A 19,765-nucleotide genomic window follows, 5' to 3' on the forward strand; every position below is an offset into this window, starting at 1 on the left:
AGCAGGGCATGAGCGACGACCATGTCTATCTGTCCCTCGCCGAGGGACACGAGGACGACACCCGCTGGGCGTACGGCACCGGCTTCGAGGACCCACTCCACGGGGTGGACACCACCGTGCCCGAGGGCGTCGACGCCGCATCGCTGGCCGCGGACTGCGTGGCCCTCGCCGACGACGCCCTGGTGAGCGCCCAGCGCCTCGCCGAGTGGACCACCCGCGCCCCCGAGCTGGAGGAGGAGGTCGCCCTCGCCAACATCGGCCTCGACCTCCTCGGCCAGGCCCGCCTGCTCTACGCCCGCGCGGGCCAGGTCGACGGCACCGGACGCGGCGAGGACGCGTACGCCTACTTCCGGGGCGCGGACGACTTCAGGAACGTCCGGCTGGCCGAACTGCCGGGCGGCGACTTCGCGTTCTCGGTCGTCCGGCTCCTGGTGCTGTCCAGCTGGCGGCTCGCGCACTTCGAGGAGCTGTCGTCACACCCCGACCCCGTCCTGGCCGCCGTCGCGGCGAAGGGCGTCAAGGAACTGACGTACCACCGGCAGTACGCGGCCGAGTGGGTCGTGCGCCTGGGCGACGGTACGGAGGAGTCGCACCGCCGTACCCGCAGGGCGATGGAGCGGATCGCCCCGTACTTCGGCGAGTTGTTCACGGCCTACGACGTACGGGACGAGGTGGTCGCCGTCCTGCGGCAGGTCACCGAGGCGGCCGGGCTCCCCATGCCGGTCTACCGGCCGCTGCCCGGCACGGGCAGGGCAGGGGAGCACACCGAGCATCTCGCGCCGCTGCTGGCCGAGTTGCAGAGCGTGGCCCGCGCGCACCCGGGGGCGACATGGTGACCGCGGTGGGCAACGCGCGGCGCGCCTGGCACATCGCCGAACAGGTGCCGGACCCCGAACTGCCCATGCTCACACTGGCCGACCTCGGCGTGCTGCGCGGGGTAGAGGTGGGCGCGGACGGCACCGTGGTCGCGCGCCTGACACCCACCTACTCGGGCTGCCCCGCGATGGCCGAGATGCGCGCGGACGTGGCGGCACGCCTGCGCGGCGCCGGGTACACCCGCGTGGAGATCCGTACGGTCCTGGACCCGCCGTGGACGAGCGACTGGATCACTGCCGAGGGCCGCCGCAAGCTCACCGAGCACGGGATCGCGCCGCCGGGAGCCGCCCCCCGGCGCGCCGCAGGTCCGGTGCCCCTCGTGCTGACCCCCACCCGCCGCACGGTGCCCTGCCCCCGCTGCGGCGCGACGGACACCGAGGAGACGTCCCGCTTCTCGGCCACGTCCTGCAAGGCGCTCCACCGCTGCCGCGCCTGCCGCGAACCGTTCGAGTACGTCAAGGAGATCTGATGGAAGGCCTGAGTCAACACCCGGCGGAAGGCGCCACGGTCCCGGCGGCCCAGGCCCCGGCCGCGGTCGCGACGGCCCCCGCCCCCGCGCCGGTCGTGCCCGCCCGGGTCCGCCGCCGCCCGGCCTTCCACACCCTGCGCGTCGCCGCCGTCCAGCCGCTCTGCGAGGACGCGGCCGCCGTGAGTTTCGAGATCCCGGCGGAGCTGGCGGCGGAGTTCGCCTTCGCGCCCGGCCAGTCGCTGACACTGCGGCGCGTGGTCGACGGACGGGACGAGCGGCGTTCGTACTCGATCTGTTCACCGGCCGGTTCGGTGCCGCGCATCGGGGTGCGGGTGGTGCCGGGCGGTCTGTTCTCGGCCTGGCTCGTGCGGGAGGTGCGCCCCGGCGACACGGTCGAGGTGATGGCCCCCACCGGCACGTTCACGCCCGACCTCGCCGCACCCGGCCACCACGTGCTGGTCGCGGCCGGTTCCGGTGTCACGCCGATGCTCTCCATCGCCGAGTCCGTCCTGGCCGCCCACCCGCGCTCCACGGTGACCCTCTTCTACGGCAACCGCCGCACGGACACGGTGATGTTCGCCGACGAGCTGGCGGACCTGAAGGACCTGTATCCCGCCCGCTTCCAGCTCGCCCATGTGCTCTCCCGTGAGCCCCGCGAGGCCGAGGTGCTGTCCGGCCGCCTCGACGCGGAGCGGTTCTCGGCGCTGGTCGGCTCGCTGGTCGACGTGGAGTCCGCGGACCACTGGTGGCTGTGCGGGCCGCACGGCATGGTCGTCGACGCCCAGCGGGTCCTGACCGGCCTCGGCGTGCCCGGCGACCGGGTTCACCGGGAGCTGTTCTACGCCGACGACGAACCGGTACGAGAGGTGCGTCACGAGGAGGCGGCCCTGGAGGGGCCCGTCAGTCAGGTCACCGTCACCCTCGACGGCCGCTCCACCACCTCGGCCCTGGTCAGGGACCGGAGCATCCTGGAAGGCGCCCAGCGGACCCGGCCCGATCTGCCCTTCGCCTGCAAGGGTGGCGTCTGCGGCACCTGCCGTGCTCTGATCACCGACGGCAAGGCCGACATGCGCCGCAACTTCGCGCTGGAGGACAACGAGGTCGACGCGGGTTACGTACTGACCTGCCAGTCGTACCCGGTCTCCGAGACGCTGACCGTGGACTACGACAGCTGAGGCGGCGGCCGTCCCGCGACGACCGAGAGGGCCGAGGTGGCCGTTCCGTCGGCCGACCGGTCGGCCGTCCGGTGCGGACAGGCACGGATATCACTCATAAGTCGGCCTTATGGGGTCATAGATCCAGCCCGGCTACTGACTTAGGATTACCTTAGTTTAGGCTCCCGGTGAGTACTCCTGATCACCGCTCGAAGGGAACCTGATCATGCCTCGCCCCCTGCGGGTAGCCATAGTCGGAGCCGGCCCCGCCGGGATCTACGCCGCCGACGCGCTGTTGAAGTCCGCAGTGGCCGTCGAGCCCGGTGTCTCCATCGACCTCTTCGAGCGGATGCCGGCCCCCTTCGGCCTGATCCGCTACGGCGTCGCCCCCGACCACCCGCGCATCAAGGGCATCATCACGGCCCTGCACCAGGTGCTCGACAAGCCGCAGATCCGCCTCTTCGGCAACGTCGACTACCCGGGTGACATCAACCTCGACGACCTCCGCGCCTTCTACGACGCGGTGATCTTCTCCACCGGGGCGACGGCCGACCGGCACCTCGACATACCCGGCATCGAGCTGGACGGCTCGTACGGCGCGGCGGACTTCGTGTCCTGGTACGACGGGCACCCGGACGTGCCGCGGACCTGGCCGCTCGAGGCCGAGAAGGTCGCCGTCCTCGGCGTCGGCAACGTGGCGCTCGACGTGGCCCGCATCCTCGCCAAGACCGCGGAGGAACTGCTGCCCACGGAGATCCCGCCGAACGTCCACGAGGGGCTCAAGGCCAACAAGGCCCTGGAGGTCCACGTCTTCGGCCGCCGCGGCCCGGCGCAGGCGAAGTTCAGCCCCCTGGAGCTGCGGGAGCTGGACCACTCCCCGAACATCGAGGTCATCGTCGACCCCGAGGACATCGACTACGACGAGGGCTCGATCGCGACCCGCCGCGGCAACAAGCAGGCCGACATGGTCGCGAAGACCCTGGAGAACTGGGCGATCCGCGACATCGGCGAGCGGCGGCACAAGCTGTTCCTGCACTTCTTCGAGTCGCCGACCGAGATCCTCGGCGAGGACGGCAAGGTCGTCGGTCTGCGCACCGAGCGCACCGCCCTTGACGGCACCGGCAACGTCAAGGGCACCGGCGAGTTCAAGGACTGGGACCTCGGCGCGGTCTACCGTGCCGTCGGCTACCTCTCCGACAAGCTGCCCAAGCTGCCCTGGGACGTCGAGTCGGGCACGGTCCCGGACAAGGCCGGCCGTGTGATCGAGGAGACCGGCGAGCACCTGACGTCGACGTACGTCACCGGCTGGATCCGGCGCGGTCCGGTGGGCCTCATCGGCCACACCAAGGGCGACGCCAACGAGACGGTCGCCAGCCTGCTCGACGACCACGGGAACGGCCGTCTGCAGACGCCCGCCTCGCCGGAGCCCGAGGCGGTGGACGCGTTCCTCACCGAGCGGAACGTCCGCTTCACCACGTGGGAGGGCTGGTACCGCCTGGACGCCGCGGAGAAGGCGCTCGGCGAGCCGCAGGGCCGCGAGCGGGTGAAGCTCGTGGAGCGCGAGGACATGCTCGGCGCGAGCGGAGCGTAAGCACGGAAGCAACCCGTCGACGGGAGTGGCCCCAGCTGTGACAGCTGGGGCCACTCCCGTTTTCGCGTCCGCTCTCCGTCCGCTCTCCGGCGGTGTGACGTTCGACGCGCGGCGTGCGACTTGCGCCGTGAAACCGATCGGTTTACCTTTTGAGGGAAGGGAAACCGATCGGTTTCCGCATCCTGCGTTCTGAGGTTCGGAGAGAGTCATGACCGCAATCGAGGGTTCCGTCGTCCTGGTCACCGGTGGCGGCAGGGGAATCGGCAAGGCGCTGGTGGAAGGGCTCTTCGAGCGGGGCGCGAAGAAGGTGTACGCCACCGCCCGCGACCCGCGGACCGTCAAGGACACCCGGGCCGTACCGCTGGCCCTGGAGGTCACCGACCCCGCCTCCGTCGCGGCAGCCGCCGAACAGGCCGGCGATGTCACCATCCTGATCAACAACGCGGGCGTCTCCATGCAGACGTCGTTCCTGGACTCCCCGGTCGACGACGTGCGCAAGGACTTCGAGACGAACTTCTACGGGCCGCTGCTCACCGCCCGCGCGTTCGTCCCCGTGATCGAGCGCAACGGCGGCGGCCACATCCTGAACGTCCACTCCGTCCTGTCGTGGATCGGCCTGGCCGGCTCGTACAGCGCGTCCAAGGCGGCGCTCTGGTCCCAGACCAACTCCCTGCGGCTCGACCTCGCCCCGCGCGGGATCAGCGTCACCGGGCTGCACGTCGGTTACGTCGACACCGACATGACCGCGGCGATCGACGCGCCCAAGTCCTCGCCCGTGGACGTGGCGGCGCAGGCGCTCGCCGGCATCGAGAGCGGTGCCTTCGAGGTGCTCGCCGACGACCTGACCCGCCAGGTCAAGTCCGGTCTGTCGGCCGACATCTCGGTCCTGTACCCGCAGCTGGTCGCCTGACCGGCAGCCGGTAGACCGATCGGTTTCTACTGACCGGGGGACGGAGGTAGCCTCGCCCCATGGCCACCACCACGGACAAGGCATCCACGAGGGACCGGCTGCTCGACGCGGCCGCGGAACTCTTCTACCGCGACGGCGTCTCCCTCGGCGTCGAGGCGCTCTGCCGGGCCGCCGGGGTGTCCAAGCGCTCCATGTACCAGCTCTTCGCGAGCAAGGACGAGGTGCTCGCGGCGAGCCTGGAGCGGCGGGCACCGGAGTACGGCCGCATGCTGCACCTCGGCCCCGAGGACCCGCGCTCGCCCCGGGAGCGGATCCTGTACGTCTTCGAGCAGCTGGAGCGGGTGTCTGCGGAGGACGACTACCGGGGGTGTCCGTACCTGTCGGCGCTGGTCGAGCTCAAGGACCCCGAGCACCCGGCCAGCGTCGTGGCCCTGCGCGTCAAGGGCGCCCTGACCGAGGCGTTCCGCGCGGACGCGGAGCGTGGGGGCGCCCGTGACCCGGAGCTGCTGGCCCGCCAGCTCACGCTCGTCTTCGACGGGGCGAGTGCGCGGGCGGGCGCGAAGGCGGAAACGCTGACGGGTCTGACGACGTCCACGGCGACAGCGCTACTGGACGCGTCAGGCATGTAGCCCCTGTGCGAACGGGGCTGCACCCCAGCTTCCCTCGCCCCAGACCGGCGGAGGCGGATTGCGCAGTTCCCCGCGCCCCAAAAAACGGCAGTGCGCGCCAGTTTTCCCCCGCGGGCCGGTGCGGGTGGGCCGCGCCGTTCCCCGCGCCCCCAAACCTGCGGGCCGGTCGGGGTGGGCCGCGCAGTTCCCCGCGCCCCTGAAAACGGGGCTGCGCCCCAGTTTTCCCGCTCCTCTCGCGCGGCGAACAGCGCAGCCTTCCACCCTCCAGGGGCGCGGGGAACGGCGCAGTCTTTTGGCTTTTGGGGCGCGGGGAACGGCGCAGTCTTTGGCCTTTCAGGGGCGCGGGGAACTGCGCAACCACTCAAGCCGGCGACCCCGCGAGCCAGTCGTATGCCTGTCGAGCCGTGAACTCCCCCTGGCCGCCACGGAAGACAAGCCCCGCCGCGGCGAACACGGAATCCTCGGCCTGCGCCACGACATACGGCACGGCAACGCACCGCATCCCCGCAGCCCCCGCCGCCACCACCCCCGGCACCGCGTCCTCCACCACCACACACCGCCCCGGCGCGACCCCCAACCGCCGCGCGGCCTCCAGGAAGACATCCGGCGCGGGCTTGCCGTGGGCGACCTCCTCCGCCGACACGACGACCCGCAGACGCGCGTCCAGCCCCGTACCCGCAAGGATCGCCTCGACGGCGGACCGCGACGACCCGGACGCCACCGCCATCGGAACCCCGTCCCCGGCCAGCAGCTCCACGAACGCGCGCATCTCCGGGTAGACCGGGGTCGACGCCCGGGCCAGCTCCAGATACCGCCGGTTCTTGTCCGCGAGCAGCTCCTCGGCCGAGGCGTCGAGCCCGTACCGCTCCTTCCAGAGCGCGATCGTCTCCTGCGTGCTGATACCGACGTACCGCTCGTGGTCGGCCCACGTGAAGTCCGTGACGCCCTGCCCGGCGAGCGTCTGCCGGCCCGCCTCGTAGTAGTTCGGCTCGCTGTCCACGAGGGTGCCGTCGAGATCGAAGATGACCGAGATGCCGTCGAGATCGCTCATGGCATCCAGGATGCCAATGATCAGCCCCGGGCCGAACGGCCGATCGACTCCACGAGCGGCAGCACCCGCTGCGGCACCCGTTCCCGCAGCGCCACCTCCGTCCGCGTACGAACGACCCCCGGCAGACTGATCAGCGCCTGGATCACATCCTCCAGGTGCCCGTTGTCCCGCGCCACGACCCGCGTCAGCAGATCCCCGCCACCGGTGATCGAGAACGCCTCGATGATCTCCGGCACGGCGGCCAGCGCGTCCCCCACGTCGTCGAGATGCCCCTGGGTCACCTCGATGTGCACGAACGCCAGCACGGGGTGGCCCAGCGCGGCGGGGGAGAGCGAGGGAGCCGTCCCGGTGATCACCCCGTCCCGCTCCAGCCGGTCGAGCCGCGCCTGCAGCGTGCCGCGGGCGACCCCGAGGACCCGGGCGTACTCCCGCACGCTGGTGCGCGGCTTCTCCAGGAGCAGCCGGAGGATGCGGGTGTCGAGCTCGTCCACGGCCATGGTCCGTTGGTCTCCCTGCGGTACGGAGTGATCGTTCCTGACTGTACCAATGGCTCAGTGGATCAGAAGCCTGTTGAGCCACTGCCCCTCTCCTGCTTAACGTGGGCGTATCGATGGCGTCGTGACGCGCCGGACGGCAAGGAAGCCGGACCGGACCCACGACGCCATTCCCATGCCTGTGGGCGGTGTCCGCGGGGCCAGAGGCCCACCGGGCCACACACCCACAGGTGGTGTCGACGCGAATCGGGGGCGGGCAGCAGACGGTGAAGAAGATGTTCATGGCTCCGGATCCGGGCCTGGTACGGCTGCGGATCTCGCTGCGCGCGGTGCTCGGCATCGGTCTCGCGGTGGCCCTGTCGGAGCTTGCCGGGCTCTCGCTGCCCGCCTCGATCACCGGGGGTCTCACCGCGCTCCTCGCGCTGTTCACGGTCGGCGACGCGACCGTGCGGGGCCAGGCGGTCACCACCGCCCTGCTGCCCGCCGTCGGCTTCCCCGTACTCGCCCTCGCGGCCGTACTGCACGCCGTACCGACCGTCCGCGACGCCGTCTGGCTGGCCGTCGTCCTCGGCGGGGTGTACGCCCGCCGCTGGGGCCCCCGCGGCCACGCGCTCGGCATCTTCGCGTTCATGACCTTCTTCATCACCCAGTTCCTGCACGCGGTCCCGGCCCAGCTTCCGCAGCTGTACGCCGCGATGGCCCTGTCGCTGGCGGCGTCCTCGGCGGTGCGGTTCGGCGCGTGGTGCATCGAGCGGCGCACCCCGGCACCGGCCGCGCCCGCGCCCCCCACCGGCCGTGGCCTCGCCCGGCCGACCACCCGCCAGGCCTTCCAGGCGACGGCCGCCTGCGCGTTCGCGATCGCCGCGGGCCAGGTCCTGTCGCACGAACGCTGGTACTGGGCCGTAGGCACCGCCTGGTGGATCTTCGTCAACACGTCCTCACGCGGCGAGACCCTGGTGCGGGGCTTCCGGAGGGTCCTGGGCACCGTCATCGGTATCGCCGTCGGCCTGGTGATCGCGGTTCCGCTGGAGGGAGCCGTCGCTCCCACCGCGGCGCTCGTCGCGGTCTGCGTCTTCGGCATCTTCTACGCGGCCGCGGTGTCCTACACGTGGATGATGCTGGCGGTGACGGTGATGGCGGGCCTGCTGTACGGGCTGCTGGGGGTGCTCGATCCGGCGCTGCTCATGCTGCGCGTGCTGGAGACGGGGGCGGGGGCGCTCGGCGCGGCGCTCGCCGTCCTGCTGGTGCTGCCGGTGACCACGCACGCCACCACCGACGCCTGGATCGAGCGCGCGCTGCACTGCGTCCATGCCTGCACCTCCGAGGCCGCCGCCCGCCTGGCCGGGTCCCCGACCGCGGACCCGGCGCGGTATGTCGCCGAGCTGGAACCGCTGTTGGGCCGGGTGCGTCTCTCGCTGGCCCCGCTGGTCCATCCGCTCGCGCCGCTGCGGGCCCGCAGGGCTAGAGCCCGCCAGGTCGTCGAACTGCTCGACCGGTGCGCCCAGGAGGTGCGCGGCCTGGCATCGATCGCCGCGGATCCCGACGCCTCCCACGACGCGAGGCTCGCCGCCGCCTGCTGGCGGGTGCAAGCGGCGGTCGAGGCCCTGACCGGGCCCGCCGCGGCACGCGGTGAAGTCGATGTACCCGTCGCCGCGGCGCACCCTTCCGGTGCTGAGCAGGCTCTGACCCATCTGCACGGTCTGGAACAGGCGTTGCAGGCCCTCGCCGTGCCCTTGCGGGCCCGCCCCCAGCCTCAGCTGACGACGGCCTGACCCCGCACTACCCCCCGGCCCCCCCGGGCGGCCCCTGGGCGCCCATCACCTCGCCGACACCGCGACCAGATGAGCCGCGAGCCGGCAGCCGCCCAACCGTGAGCTGCTAGCTGCTAGCCGCTAGCCGCCAGCCGACAGCCGTGAGCCTGCGCACCGCCCACACAGCCGGCGCCGGCAGCCTCGAACGGGTACGCGACTGCATCTCGTCGGCTACCGCGGCTGCCGCCGCAACACGTCGATGGCCGGGGAGGTCGGCCGGCACCTGGAGTTCTGCGCGCTGACCGGCAACGAGGCACGCGGCCTGGAACTGCTGTCCGAGAACCGGAACCTCTTCGACGAGGTCGAATCGCCGCTGGACCAGCTCGACTTCCTCACCGGCGTGGAAGTCCTCCTCCAGCGCGTCGCACTCCTCGGCCACGACGCCCTGCCCACCACCGGGTACGCGGGCCGGACGTGGACCGTGGCCGCGCTGCGCGCCGAGGTGAAGAGCCGCGCCGACGACCTCGCGGCCCGCTTCGACACCCGCAACGGCACCACGGTCCACACCGACCGCCGCAGGTCCCGGCTCGACCGTGCCCCGCTCCTGGAGTCGCTGGAACTGACCCTGCGCCCCCGCGGCCTGGACGACCTGGCCCCGGCCGAACCCATCGCCGCACCCGCACCCGCTGCCCCCCCCCGTACGGTCACCGCCGTCCCCGATTCGCTGCCCGAACTCATCGTGCGCGCGCGGGCGTTGGACGAGCAGGGGCACCCGGACGCACAGGCCTGCTGGGCGCGGCTGCGTACGCTCGTCACCGCCCGCGGCCACGTCCACCCCGACGACCCGGCCGTGGGGCCGCTCGTACGGCTGCGGGCGGACCTGCTGGCCGACGAGGGGAACCGGGCGGGCGAGAGGGACGAGTACGCCGACGCCGCCGACCTCCACGAGGAGGCCGCGGGTCTGTACGACGACGCGGGAGCGCCCGGTCACGCGGCGCTCGCCCGCGCCTCCGCCCTGCTCGCCACCGCCGAGATCCCCGCGCCGGACACCGACGCGACGGACACGACGGACACGACAGGTACGGACACGACAGGTACGGACACCGACGCGGCCGAGGCGAAGGTCGCCGTGCTGACCGCCGCCCACGCCGCCATGGTCCGCCTGCACGAGGAGACCCCCGGCCTCGCCCCCTACCAGGAGGCCCGCCTGCTGCGGATGCGGGCGACCGCGCTCGGCCTGCGCCTGCAGACCTCGCACAGCGAGGAGCATGCCGCGCCCGTCTTCGCCGAGGCCGACCTGCTGCACGCGTTCGCGGTCCGGCACGACCTCCCCGGGCAGATCTCCAACGCCCTGCTGCTACGGGCCAGCACCCACGCCCTCTCCGGCGACCTGCCCGCCGCGGTCGCCGAGATCGACGCCCTGCTCGACCGGCTGAAGGCACAGGGGCCCGCCTGGCACCTGCCCCGCACCCTCGGTCTGCGCGGCCGGCTCCAGCTCGGCCTCCGGGACGCCACGACCGCCTACGCGGACTTCTCCGAAAGCCTGCGACTGGCCGCGGACTGGCCGGCCGACGCGGTCGGCACCGATCGCCTCCACGGCGATCTGGCCGAGGCCTGTATGCACCTGGGCCGGCCCGACGAGGCCCTGCGGCACCTGACGCTCTCCGCCGAGGCGCACCTGCGCCGCGGCAGCCGCACGGACGCGTTCTGCGCCTACAGCAACGCGGCCCAGCTCAGCCTCGAACTCGGCCGCGTCGAGGACTGCATCGCCCTGCTCGACTCCGTACTGGCCGAACCGGACGCCGCCGCCGGAGAGCTGGACGACCGGCTCCTCGCTCAGCTGCGCCTGACCCGCGCCCGCGCGTTGCACGCGGGGGAGGACCTCAAGGCGGCCACGGCGGAGTTCGTCACCCTCGCGGCCGAGTCGGCCGGCTGGGACGACGACCCGGGGAGCCACGCCATGATCGCCGCGGAGACGGCCGTACTCCTCGGCGAGTCGGGCGAGTTCGGCCGGGCCCGCCAGGCGGCGGACCAGGCGCTCGCCGCCCACGCACGGGCCCCGCGCTACGAGAAGGTCAGCAACTGCGTGCGCGAACTGGCCCGCCTCCAGGCCCAGCAGCAGGGCGCCGACGGGCTGGCCGACGCCCTCGACCTCCTCGCCGTCGCCGGCCGGATCGCCGACGAGGCCCGCACCGCCGGGTACGAGGCGCACGGCCGCTCCCTCGACACGGCCCTGGCGTACGAACACGGGCGGGTCAACGCCTACGCCGGCACGTACGAGGACGCCCTGACCGCGCTGAACAGGGCCGTCGCCCTGCTCGACGAACGGAGCCCGGAGCCGGACCGCGCCGAGGAGTGGGCGGAGGAGTGGGCCGAGTGCGTCCGGCTCGCGGGCGCCGTGGAGGGCATCTACCTGGAACGCCCCGCACCCGCCCTCACCCGTATCGACGCGGCGGTCACCCGGCTGACCGCCGCGGGCCACACGGAGCTGACCGAGCCCCTGATATCCCTGGCGGCCCGGCTGCGCGACGAGGAGTGACGCGGCGGTGCCGGGGCGTCGACCCGCCCCGGCACCGGCTCCGTGGGGCAGATCTGCCGCTTCACGTCCTCGCGCGAGGTGAGACGCCTGGGACTTCCGGTCCGGTCTAGTCGTTTGGTCTAGGCCATTCGCTGCTACCGTCGGCCCAGGAACGCGAGAAGGGCGTGGCGATGACGTGGCACCGAGAGGGGACGCAGTGACGGACGGCGGCGGCGGACGGCAGCGGCGGGCCTACATCGGCTCCTTCACGGCGGCGGGCGGCCTGGGGGTGCTCACCGCGGCCGTGGACGGGGACACCGGCGCACTGACGCTGCTGAGCGCCGTGAACAGCGTCGCCGACCCCTCGTACCTGGCCCTGTCGCCCGGTGGGGACATGCTCTACGCGGTGAGCGAGACGACACAGGGCGCGGTCGCCGCCTACCGGGTGAAGGGCGACGAGCCGTCCCTGGCCGGCCCGTTGGTACGGGTCGGCGGCAGCGGGCCCACGCACCTGAGCCTCTTCGACGGTCATGTCCTGACCGCCAACTACGGCTCAGGCAGCGTCAGCGCCCTGCCCGTGCGCCACGACGGGAGCCTCGGCGCCGTCTCCGGTGTGCTGCAGCACGAGGGCGCCGGGCCGCACACCCAGCGCCAGCAGGGCCCGCACGCCCACCACGTCCAGCCCGATCCGAGCCGCCGGTGGGCGGTGAGCGTCGACCTCGGTACCGACTCGGTCCGGGTGTGCGCACTGCGCGACGGCACGCTCGCGCTGCACCGGGAGATCGCGCTGCGGCCCGGTTCGGGACCCCGCCACCTGGCCTTCCACCCCGACGGCGAACGCGCGTACGTCCTCAACGAACTCTCGCCGACCGTCACCGCCTGCCGCTGGGACGCCGTCAAGGGCGCGCTCAAGCCGGTGGGGAAGACCGCCGTGCTGGCCGACCCCCCGGACGGCGACGCCTACCCGTCCGGCATCGTCGTGTCGCCCGACGGCCGCTTCGTGTGGACCGCCACGCGCGGCCAGGACGTCGTCTCCGTGCTCGTGCCCGGCGCACCCGACGAGGGCCTGAGACTGGTCGCCACGGTCCCCTGCGGCGGCACCTGGCCGCGCGCCCTGGCCCTGGACCCGACAGGCCGCTTCCTGTACGTGGCCAACGAGCGGTCGGGCCATGTCGCCTGGTTCTCGGTGGACCCCGACACGGGCATCCCGCAGCGCGGCGGGTCGGTCAAGGCGCCCGCGGCGTCCTGCGTGGTGCTCGACTGAGAGTCCCCCAAGGCACCAACCCCGAAGGGCCCGGCTCCGGAGACGGAGCGGGCCCTTCGGGGTTGGTGCCTGTGCGTGACCGTCCGGCCGGCGCGTCAGCGGACCGGCGCGCCCTGCGGCTGCGGCGGTGCGATACCGAGCGCCGACGTGTACTTGGCGAGCGCCAGCTTGCCGATCGCCGGGTACGGGCCCAGCGCCTCGGCGGCGGAACAGCCCGCCTCCTTCGCGGCCTCGTCGAGCAGACCCGGGTCGAGCTCGGGGCCGATCAGATACGGGGCGAGCGCCAGCTGCTGGGAACCCGAGCTTCGCAGCTGCTCGGCGGTGGCCGCGATCGACCCCTCCTCGTCCAGCGCCGCCGCCATCACGGGCACGGCGAGCCTCGCGGCCAGCAGCATGCCGGTGATCCCGGCCGCCTGCACGGCCTCCTCGCCGCCCACGGACGCCAGGATGATGCCGTCCGCGGCGGTCGCCACGGTGAACAGCCTGGCCCGGTCGGCGCGCGCCAGACCCGCCTCGGACAGGCGGACGTGCAGCGCCTCGGCGAGCAACGGGTGCGGGCCGAGCACATCCGTCAGGTCGGCCGCGACACGGCTGTCCATGACGGCCTGGCGGACGCGGCGCAGCAGCGCGTTGTCCGGACCGGCGAGCAGCGGCACGACCACGGCGACGGGCCCGTCGGGCTCCACCACGTCCACACCGGCCGCGCGGGCCTGCTCGAAGCGCTGCGCACGCTCCTCGGAGGCGTGCGCGAGCACCGACTGGAGGGTGGGGAACTCGGAGTCGTCCCCGTCGAGGTACCCGATCCTGGCGTCGAGGCCGGGCAGCTCGGAGCGCGCGATGCTCACGACCTCCTCGACGAGGCTGCGGGTGGCGGCGCTGGGCGTGCCCGGCACCGCGAGGACGAGCGCGGGCGCGCCCTCGGGAGCCGCCAGCGGTTCCGGCCGGCGGTGCCGACCGGGCTGGCGGGGTCGCGGCATTCGTACTGGCAGGCCGGACGCGGGCCCAGTGGGGGAGCTCATGGCGCCGAATGTTACTGGTTTCCTGGGCTCCCCTGTTCGGGGAGGGTGCAGGTGAGCGGTATCCGTCCGGTTTTGTCTGATGAGTTACGCGCGGAGCGATCTCCCTGGTTATCTGTGGATCACGGAGAGCGATCTTGCGAACGGATGTCCGGGGTATCCGCGGCACGCGCGACGCCCTGTTCGGCGCCGTCCGGGACGTCCCGTACGACGTACAGCATGCTGTCGTCGCGCGGCAGCGCGAGCCGGTCGTCGGCCAGCTCGACGGCGATGCCGACGGCCCCGTCGAGCGGGTCGCCCGCGGCCGGCACCTCCCGCACGTACGGCAGCCGCTCCGCCAGCGCGGCCCGCAGCGGTACGAGGAGGGGGTCGCCCATCCTGAACAGTCCGCCCGTGAGCGCGAGGCACACCTCGCCCGCCCCGTCGGCCCCCGTGGACGGCATGTCCGCCTCCGTGGGGCACACCGCGGCGGCCGAGTCGGCGATGTGCCGGGCCGCGGTGGCCAGGACGCCGGTCGCGACCGGGTCGCCGCCGTCGGCGCAGGCGGCCACCTCGGGGGCGAAGGCCGCCAGTACGGCCGGCCGGTCCGGGCGCGGATAGAGCCGGCCCGGTACGGCGGGAGCGGAGCCGAACACGGCTTCCACACGGGCCAGGAGCGGCGCCGAGCCGCCCGGCCGCCGGTCGTAGGCGCGCAGGGCCGCGTCGAGGCCGGCCCGGCCGATCCAGGCGCCGCTGCCGCTGTCGCCGAGCAGATGGCCCCAGCCGTCCGCCCTGCGCCACTCACGCAGGTCCGTGCCGATCGCGATCATCCCGGTGCCGGCCGCGACGACCACGCCCACCCGCTGTCCCAGCGCGCCCGTGTACGCGGCGACGGCGTCGGCGACCAGGGCCAGCCGCCGTACGCCGAGCTCACGGGCCAGCGCCGACGGCAGTTCGGCGCGCAGCGAGTCACCCAAAGTGGTGAGCCCGGCGGCCCCGACGGTGACGGCCCGGAGCGTGCCGACCCCGGTGTCGGCCATCAACTGCCGTGCCATCGGCAGGAGTTGGCCGAGCAGATGTCCGGCGTCGATACCGCGCGGTCCGGTGCGCACCGGCTCGCCGGACGCCAGGGGGGCCGTGGTCCGGCCCCCGTCGACGGCCAGGACGACGCGCATCCCCGACCCGCCGGAGTCCACCCCCAGGACGCCGGTCCCGCCGCCGGTCGTCCCGCTGCCGGTCCCGCCGCCGGGACCGGTCACGGCAGCCGCCAGTCCACCGGTTCGCCGCCCTGACGGGTCAGCAGGTCGTTGGCCCGGCTGAAGGGCCGCGAGCCGAAGAAGCCGCGGTCCGCCGACATCGGCGACGGATGCGCGGACTCCACCGACGGCAGGTCGCCGAGCAGGGGCCGGGCGTTGCGGGCGTCGCGCCCCCACAGGATCGACACCAGCGGCCTTCCCCGGGCGGCCAGGGCCCGGATCGCCTGTTCGGTGACCTCTTCCCAGCCCTTGCCGCGGTGTGCGGCCGGCTTGCGCGGGGCCGTGGTGAGCGCCCTGTTGAGCAACAGCACGCCCTGCTTGGTCCAGGGGGTCAGGTCTCCGTTCGACGGCGGGGGCAGGCCCAGGTCGGTGCCCAGCTCCCGGTAGATGTTGATGAGGCTGCCGGGCAGCGGTCGCACCTCGGGCGCGACCGAGAACGACAGCCCCACGGCGTGCCCCGGGGTCGGATAGGGGTCCTGGCCGACTATGAGGACCCGGACGTCGTCGAAGGGCTGTTGGAAGGCGCGGAGTACGTTCGGGCCCGCGGGTAGGTAGGTGCGTCCCGCGGCGATCTCGGCCCGCAGGAAGTCCCCCATCTCCGTGATCCGTCCGGCCACCGGTTCGAGGGCCTTGGCCCAGCCGGGTTCGACAATCTCATGCAACGGTCGTGGTGCCACGGCGTCACCCTACTGCCGTACACGGGCCGCCGAACAACCCGAGGCCACCGCACGCCCGTTGGTGACATCCACGGTGCCACCGGCGGGCGTTGACACCCGACGGACCCACCCGCCCCGACCGCCCGCGCCGCCCCGGCCGCGTAACGGAGACCGGCCGTGCGGCGGAGACCGGCCGTGCGGCAGGGCGCACCTGTGCGACGGAGACCGGCCCTGTGGCGGAGGCCGGTCGTGTGCGCGGGGTCAAGCGATCACCGCGGCTCGTACGCAGAGCACGTCCGGGAGGTGCGACGCCAGTTGCTGCCACGTGTCGCCGTCGTCGGCCGACGCGAACACCTCGCCGTTGCGGTTGCCGAAGTACACGCCCGCCGGGTCCGCGCCGTCCGTGCACAGCGCGTCCCGCAGCACCGTGCCGTAGTGGTCCTCCTGCGGCAGCCCCGCGGTCAGCGCCTCCCAGCTCTTGCCCGCGTCCGCCGTGCGGAAGACACGACATCGGCGGTCCGCCGGCACCCGGTCGGAGTCGGCGTTGATGGGAAACACGTACGCCGTGTCGCCGCGATGGGGGTGCGCGGCCGCGGCGAAGCCGAACGTGGACGGCAGGCCCCCGCCGATGTCCGTCCAGTGCGCCCCGGCGTCGTCGCTGCGGTACACCCCCCAGTGGTTCTGCAGATAGAGCCGGTCGGGAGTGGCCGCGTCCTGCGCGACCTTGTGGACGCACTGGCCGAACTCCGGGTTCGGATCGGGCAGGAACACCGCAGAGACCCCGGAGTTGGCCGGCGCCCAGCTCTCCCCGCCGTCCTGCGTACGGAAGACACCGGCCGTGGACACGGCGACCGTCACCGCCCGCGGATCGCGGGCGTCGGTCAGGATCGTGTGCAGACCCTCACCGCCGCCGCCCGGCACCCACCGCGAGCGGGTGGGGTGCTCCCAGAGCGGGCGGACGAGCTCGAAGGACTCGCCGCGGTCCGTCGAGCGGTACAGCGCGGCGGGCTCCGTGCCCGCGTACACCACGTCCGGCTCGGCCGCCGCCGGGTGCAGCTGCCAGACCCGCTCCAGCGAAGCACCCGTGTCCTGGGGGAACTTGACGGCCGCCTTGGCCGGTTCGGTCCAGCTGCGGCCCAGGTCGTCGGAGTGGAACACCGACGGGCCCCAGTGCGCGCTGTCACCTCCCACGAGGAGTCTCGGCACGTCCCGCCGGGTGTCGATCGCGATCGAGTAGACCGCCTGGGCGTTGAAATACGGGCTGTCGTCGAACTCCCACGCGCCGCCGCGCCGCCTCCCGACGAACAGTCCTTTGCGCGTGCCAACCGTGAGCAGAACCTCGGTCATGCCGATCCACCTCCGGACGTCGTTGTCTCAGATATCGGCCAGTCTGCACCCCACCACTGACAGTCACCCCCGGACGGCATATCGGTGCAGGTCAGGGCGATTCCCGGGGGGTGTCGGCGGTGCGGCGGCGATGTGGGGCAGGTCTCGTGAGCAACCGGGCGGCCTCTCCCGTATGGGAGGGGGTCCGGTGTGCGCGTGTGGAGAGGGGCCCCGATGGCGGCTTTGCGTGGTCCGAGGGCGTTGCTGTGGCGTTGGTGGCCCAATCCGCTGCGGCGGCGCAGCGACAGGATCGAGGCGTGGACCATGCTCACCGTCGGGCTCCTCACCGTGCTCGTGGGGACACTCGCGGGCCTGTGGGCGACGCGGTCGGTCGAACTCGGCCTCGCGCGGGAGCGCGTGGAGTGGCGGCCCGTGACCGCGCGGCTCACCGAGCGCGCACCCGGCACGGCCTCCGGTTCCGAGCAGGTGTGGGCCGAGGTCCGCTGGTCCGGCGCGGACGGCTCCACCCACGAGGGGCAGACCCGGGTCGACCCGGGCAGCGCGGCGGGGACCCGGGTCACGGTGTGGAGCGATCTCCAGGGGCGCCAGGTCACCAGGCCCGCCACGGAGGCCCAGGCGAGCCTGCGGGCGGGGCTGATCGGGGTCCTGGTGGGCGCGAGCGCGGCGCTCGTGCCCCTCGCGGGCGGGCGGCTGGTCACGGGGCGCCTGGAGCGCCGGCGGTTCGACCAGTGGGACACGGAGTGGGAGCGGGTCGGCCCCCAATGGAGGTGGAAGACCGGCTGAGGTGGCGCCGGCTGTCACAGATCCGGGTCCTGCCCGGTCAGCATGGTGAACACGTCCGATTCCGACGGACGAAACCGGAAAGGTCGCACCATGAAGATCGTAGTGATCGGCGGTACCGGGCTCATCGGGTCGAAGCTGGTGGACAGGCTCCGGGCGGACGGCCACGACGTCCTCCCGGCCTCCCCGAACACCGGCGTCGACAGCATCACCGGCGAGGGCCTCGACCAGGCGCTGAAGGGTGCCGAGGTCGTCGTGGACGTGTCGAACTCGCCCTCCTTCGAGGACAGCGCGGTACTGGAGTTCTTCCGCACGTCCACGCGCAACCTGCTCGCGGCCGAGGCCGCGGCGGGCGTGGGACACCATGTCGCCCTGTCGGTCGTGGGCAGCGACGCGCTCCCCGACTCGGGCTACCTGCGCGCCAAGGTCGCCCAGGAGGAACTGATCAAGGAGTCCGGCATCGGGTACTCCATCGTCCGTGCCACGCAGTTCTTCGAGTTCGTGAAGGGCATCGCGGCCGGGTCCACCGAGGGCGACACGGTCCGGCTGCCCTCCTCGCTCCTGCAGCCCCTCGCCTCCGACGACGTGGTCGCGGCGGTCGCCCGGGTCGCCGTGGCGGCCCCGCTGAAGGGCACCACCGAGGTGGCGGGCCCCGAGGAGCTGCACTTGGACGAGTTCGTCCGCACGGGCCTGGCGGCCGAGAAGGACCCGCGCGAGGTCGTCACCGACGAGTCCGTCGGCTACTTCGGCGCGCACCCCCGGGGCCGCGAGCTGCTGCCCGGCCCCGGGGCCCACCTCGCCGGGACCCGCTTCGCGGACTGGCTCGCCGGCCGCCGCTAGATCAGGTCAGACCGAGCGGTGGTACTGGTCCGGTACGTGCACGGAGGCTCCGAGTTCGCGGGCCGCGTGCCGGGCCCACGAGGGGTTGCGCAGCAGTTCCCGGCCGAGCAGCACGGCGTCCGCCTCGCCGTTGGCGAGGATCTTCTCGGCCTGCTCGACATCGGTGATGAGACCGACGGCGGCGACGGCCATGGAGGTCTCGTCCTTGACGCGGGCGGCGAACGGGACCTGGTAGCCGGGCCCGACCGGGATGCGTACACCGGCCGCGTTGCCGCCCGTGGACACGTCGAGCAGGTCGACACCATGGGCGGTCAGCTCGGCGGCGAAACGGACCGTGTCGTCGGCCGTCCAGCCGTTCTCCTCCAGCCAGTCGGTGGCCGAGATACGGAAGAACAGCGGCTTGTCGGCGGGCCACACCTCGCGCACGGCGTCGACGACCTCCAGGGCGAAGCGCACCCGGTTCTCGTACGAGCCGCCGTACGCGTCCGTGCGCCGGTTGGAGTGCGGGGAGAGGAACTCGCCGATCAGGTAGCCGTGCGCGCCATGGATCTCGGCGATCTCGAAGCCGGCCTCCAGCGACCGCCGTGCGGCGTCGGCGAACTGGCCGACGACCTCACGGATCCCGTCGACCGTCAGCTCGGTCGGCACGGGGTGGCTCTCGTCGAAGGCGAGCGGGCTCGGCGCGAGCGCCTGCCAGCCGTGCGCGTCGGGTCCGACCGGCGCGCCGCCCGTCCAGGGGCGGTCCGTGGAGGCCTTGCGGCCGGCGTGCGCGAGCTGGATCGCCGGGACCGTGCCCTGCGACACCAGGAAGCGCGTGATCCGCCGGAACGCCTCGACCTGGCGGTCGTTCCAGATGCCCAGGTCGTACGGGGAGATGCGGCCCTCGGCGCTGACCGCGGTGGCCTCGACGATGATCAGGCCCGTTCCGCCGGCGGCACGCGCCCCGTAGTGCTGGAGGTGCCAGTCGTTCGGCGCGCCCACGTCGGCGCCCTCCGGCGCGGCCGAGTACTGGCACATCGGCGGCATCCAGACCCTGTTCGGGACGGTCAGCTCGCGCAGGGTGTAGGGCTCGAAGAGCGCGCTCACGGCGGACTCCAATCATGGGGGGGCCGGGTTGTCTACTCGTACGATAGACATCGTAGTACGGCGGATGTCAAACTACGAGAGTTCTCGTACAATGGGGA

Annotated in this window: 17 protein-coding genes and 1 pseudogene; 11 read left to right on the top strand and 7 right to left on the bottom strand. The window is 73.1% G+C overall.

The features are described 5' to 3' along the window. Positions 1-8: 8 nt before the first annotated feature. The 6 genes from paaC (at position 9) to IE278_RS18960 (ending at position 5,629) form a co-directional block, all read left to right on the top strand. The gene (gene paaC, locus IE278_RS18935) at positions 9-836 is read left to right on the top strand and encodes a 1,2-phenylacetyl-CoA epoxidase subunit PaaC (protein WP_189773810.1); all 828 of its coding nucleotides are present in this window, start codon (positions 9-11) and stop codon (positions 834-836) included. Beyond that, positions 830-1,345: a 1,2-phenylacetyl-CoA epoxidase subunit PaaD gene (gene paaD / locus IE278_RS18940; protein ID WP_189773812.1), complete on the top strand. Its 516-nt coding sequence runs from the start codon at positions 830-832 to the stop codon at positions 1,343-1,345. Before paaC ends, paaD begins: the two co-directional genes overlap by 7 nt. After that, positions 1,345-2,520 carry a 1,2-phenylacetyl-CoA epoxidase subunit PaaE gene (gene paaE / locus IE278_RS18945; RefSeq protein ID WP_189773814.1) on the top strand — a complete coding sequence of 392 codons (1,176 nt, stop codon included), beginning with the start codon at positions 1,345-1,347 and terminating at the stop codon, positions 2,518-2,520. Before paaD ends, paaE begins: the two co-directional genes overlap by 1 nt. 205 nt (positions 2,521-2,725) lie before the next feature. After that, on the top strand, positions 2,726-4,090 hold the full coding sequence (locus tag IE278_RS18950; RefSeq protein WP_189773816.1) for an FAD-dependent oxidoreductase: 1,365 nt from the start codon (positions 2,726-2,728) through the stop codon (positions 4,088-4,090). 208 nt (positions 4,091-4,298) lie between these two features. Beyond that, entirely contained in the window at positions 4,299-5,000 is a 702-nt protein-coding gene (locus tag IE278_RS18955) for an SDR family oxidoreductase (RefSeq protein ID WP_189773818.1), read from the top strand. A gap of 59 nt (positions 5,001-5,059) precedes the next feature. Beyond that, positions 5,060-5,629, top strand: a complete 570-nt coding sequence (locus IE278_RS18960) for a TetR/AcrR family transcriptional regulator (protein WP_189773820.1) — start codon at positions 5,060-5,062, stop codon at positions 5,627-5,629. Between the two features lie 361 nt (positions 5,630-5,990). Here the strand turns inward: IE278_RS18960 and IE278_RS18965 are convergent, their stop codons facing one another. Both IE278_RS18965 and IE278_RS18970 read right to left on the bottom strand, forming a co-directional pair. After that, entirely contained in the window at positions 5,991-6,680 is a 690-nt protein-coding gene (locus tag IE278_RS18965; RefSeq protein WP_189773821.1) for an HAD family hydrolase, read from the bottom strand. Between the two features lie 20 nt (positions 6,681-6,700). Then, positions 6,701-7,177 carry an Lrp/AsnC family transcriptional regulator gene (locus IE278_RS18970; protein WP_189773823.1) on the bottom strand — a complete coding sequence of 159 codons (477 nt, stop codon included), beginning with the start codon at positions 7,175-7,177 and terminating at the stop codon, positions 6,701-6,703. Positions 7,178-7,449: 272 nt separating this feature from the next. Here IE278_RS18970 and IE278_RS18975 point away from each other — a divergent pair, with 272 nt between their 5' ends. The 3 genes and pseudogenes from IE278_RS18975 to IE278_RS18985 all read left to right on the top strand — a co-directional run bounded on the left by IE278_RS18975 (position 7,450) and on the right by IE278_RS18985 (position 12,707). Continuing rightward, entirely contained in the window at positions 7,450-8,946 is a 1,497-nt protein-coding gene (locus tag IE278_RS18975; protein ID WP_189774118.1) for an FUSC family protein, read from the top strand. A 193-nt stretch (positions 8,947-9,139) separates the two neighbouring features. Next, positions 9,140-11,464: pseudogene (locus tag IE278_RS18980) on the top strand (hypothetical protein); the annotation flags it as partial. A 196-nt stretch (positions 11,465-11,660) separates the two neighbouring features. Beyond that, positions 11,661-12,707 carry a lactonase family protein gene (locus IE278_RS18985; RefSeq protein WP_189773825.1) on the top strand — a complete coding sequence of 349 codons (1,047 nt, stop codon included), beginning with the start codon at positions 11,661-11,663 and terminating at the stop codon, positions 12,705-12,707. Positions 12,708-12,802: 95 nt separating this feature from the next. Here IE278_RS18985 and IE278_RS18990 read toward each other — a convergent pair whose 3' ends face one another. The 4 genes from IE278_RS18990 to IE278_RS19005 form a co-directional block, all read right to left on the bottom strand. Next, the gene (locus tag IE278_RS18990; RefSeq protein WP_189773827.1) at positions 12,803-13,726 is read right to left on the bottom strand and encodes a sirohydrochlorin chelatase; all 924 of its coding nucleotides are present in this window, start codon (positions 13,724-13,726) and stop codon (positions 12,803-12,805) included. Between the two features lie 119 nt (positions 13,727-13,845). After that, positions 13,846-14,877: an N-acetylglucosamine kinase gene (locus tag IE278_RS18995; RefSeq protein WP_189774120.1), complete on the bottom strand. Its 1,032-nt coding sequence runs from the start codon at positions 14,875-14,877 to the stop codon at positions 13,846-13,848. 80 nt (positions 14,878-14,957) lie between these two features. Further along, on the bottom strand, positions 14,958-15,635 hold the full coding sequence (locus IE278_RS19000; RefSeq protein WP_189773829.1) for a uracil-DNA glycosylase: 678 nt from the start codon (positions 15,633-15,635) through the stop codon (positions 14,958-14,960). Positions 15,636-15,875: 240 nt separating this feature from the next. Beyond that, positions 15,876-16,961, bottom strand: coding sequence for a WD40/YVTN/BNR-like repeat-containing protein (locus IE278_RS19005; RefSeq protein ID WP_189773831.1), 1,086 nt, complete (start codon positions 16,959-16,961; stop codon positions 15,876-15,878). Between the two features lie 213 nt (positions 16,962-17,174). Here IE278_RS19005 and IE278_RS19010 point away from each other — a divergent pair, with 213 nt between their 5' ends. Both IE278_RS19010 and IE278_RS19015 read left to right on the top strand, forming a co-directional pair. Then, positions 17,175-17,744 (top strand): Rv1733c family protein, encoded by a 570-nt coding sequence (locus IE278_RS19010; protein WP_189773834.1) that lies wholly within the window; start codon positions 17,175-17,177, stop codon positions 17,742-17,744. Positions 17,745-17,834: 90 nt separating this feature from the next. Next, positions 17,835-18,581, top strand: a complete 747-nt coding sequence (locus IE278_RS19015; RefSeq protein WP_189773836.1) for an SDR family oxidoreductase — start codon at positions 17,835-17,837, stop codon at positions 18,579-18,581. Between the two features lie 6 nt (positions 18,582-18,587). On the opposite strand, the gene IE278_RS19020 is transcribed toward IE278_RS19015, so the two are convergent. Then, entirely contained in the window at positions 18,588-19,667 is a 1,080-nt protein-coding gene (locus tag IE278_RS19020) for an NADH:flavin oxidoreductase/NADH oxidase (RefSeq protein WP_189773837.1), read from the bottom strand. Positions 19,668-19,765 lie beyond the last annotated feature (98 nt).

The organism is Streptomyces tauricus (assembly GCF_014650955.1).
Taxonomy (GTDB): domain Bacteria; phylum Actinomycetota; class Actinomycetes; order Streptomycetales; family Streptomycetaceae; genus Streptomyces; species Streptomyces tauricus.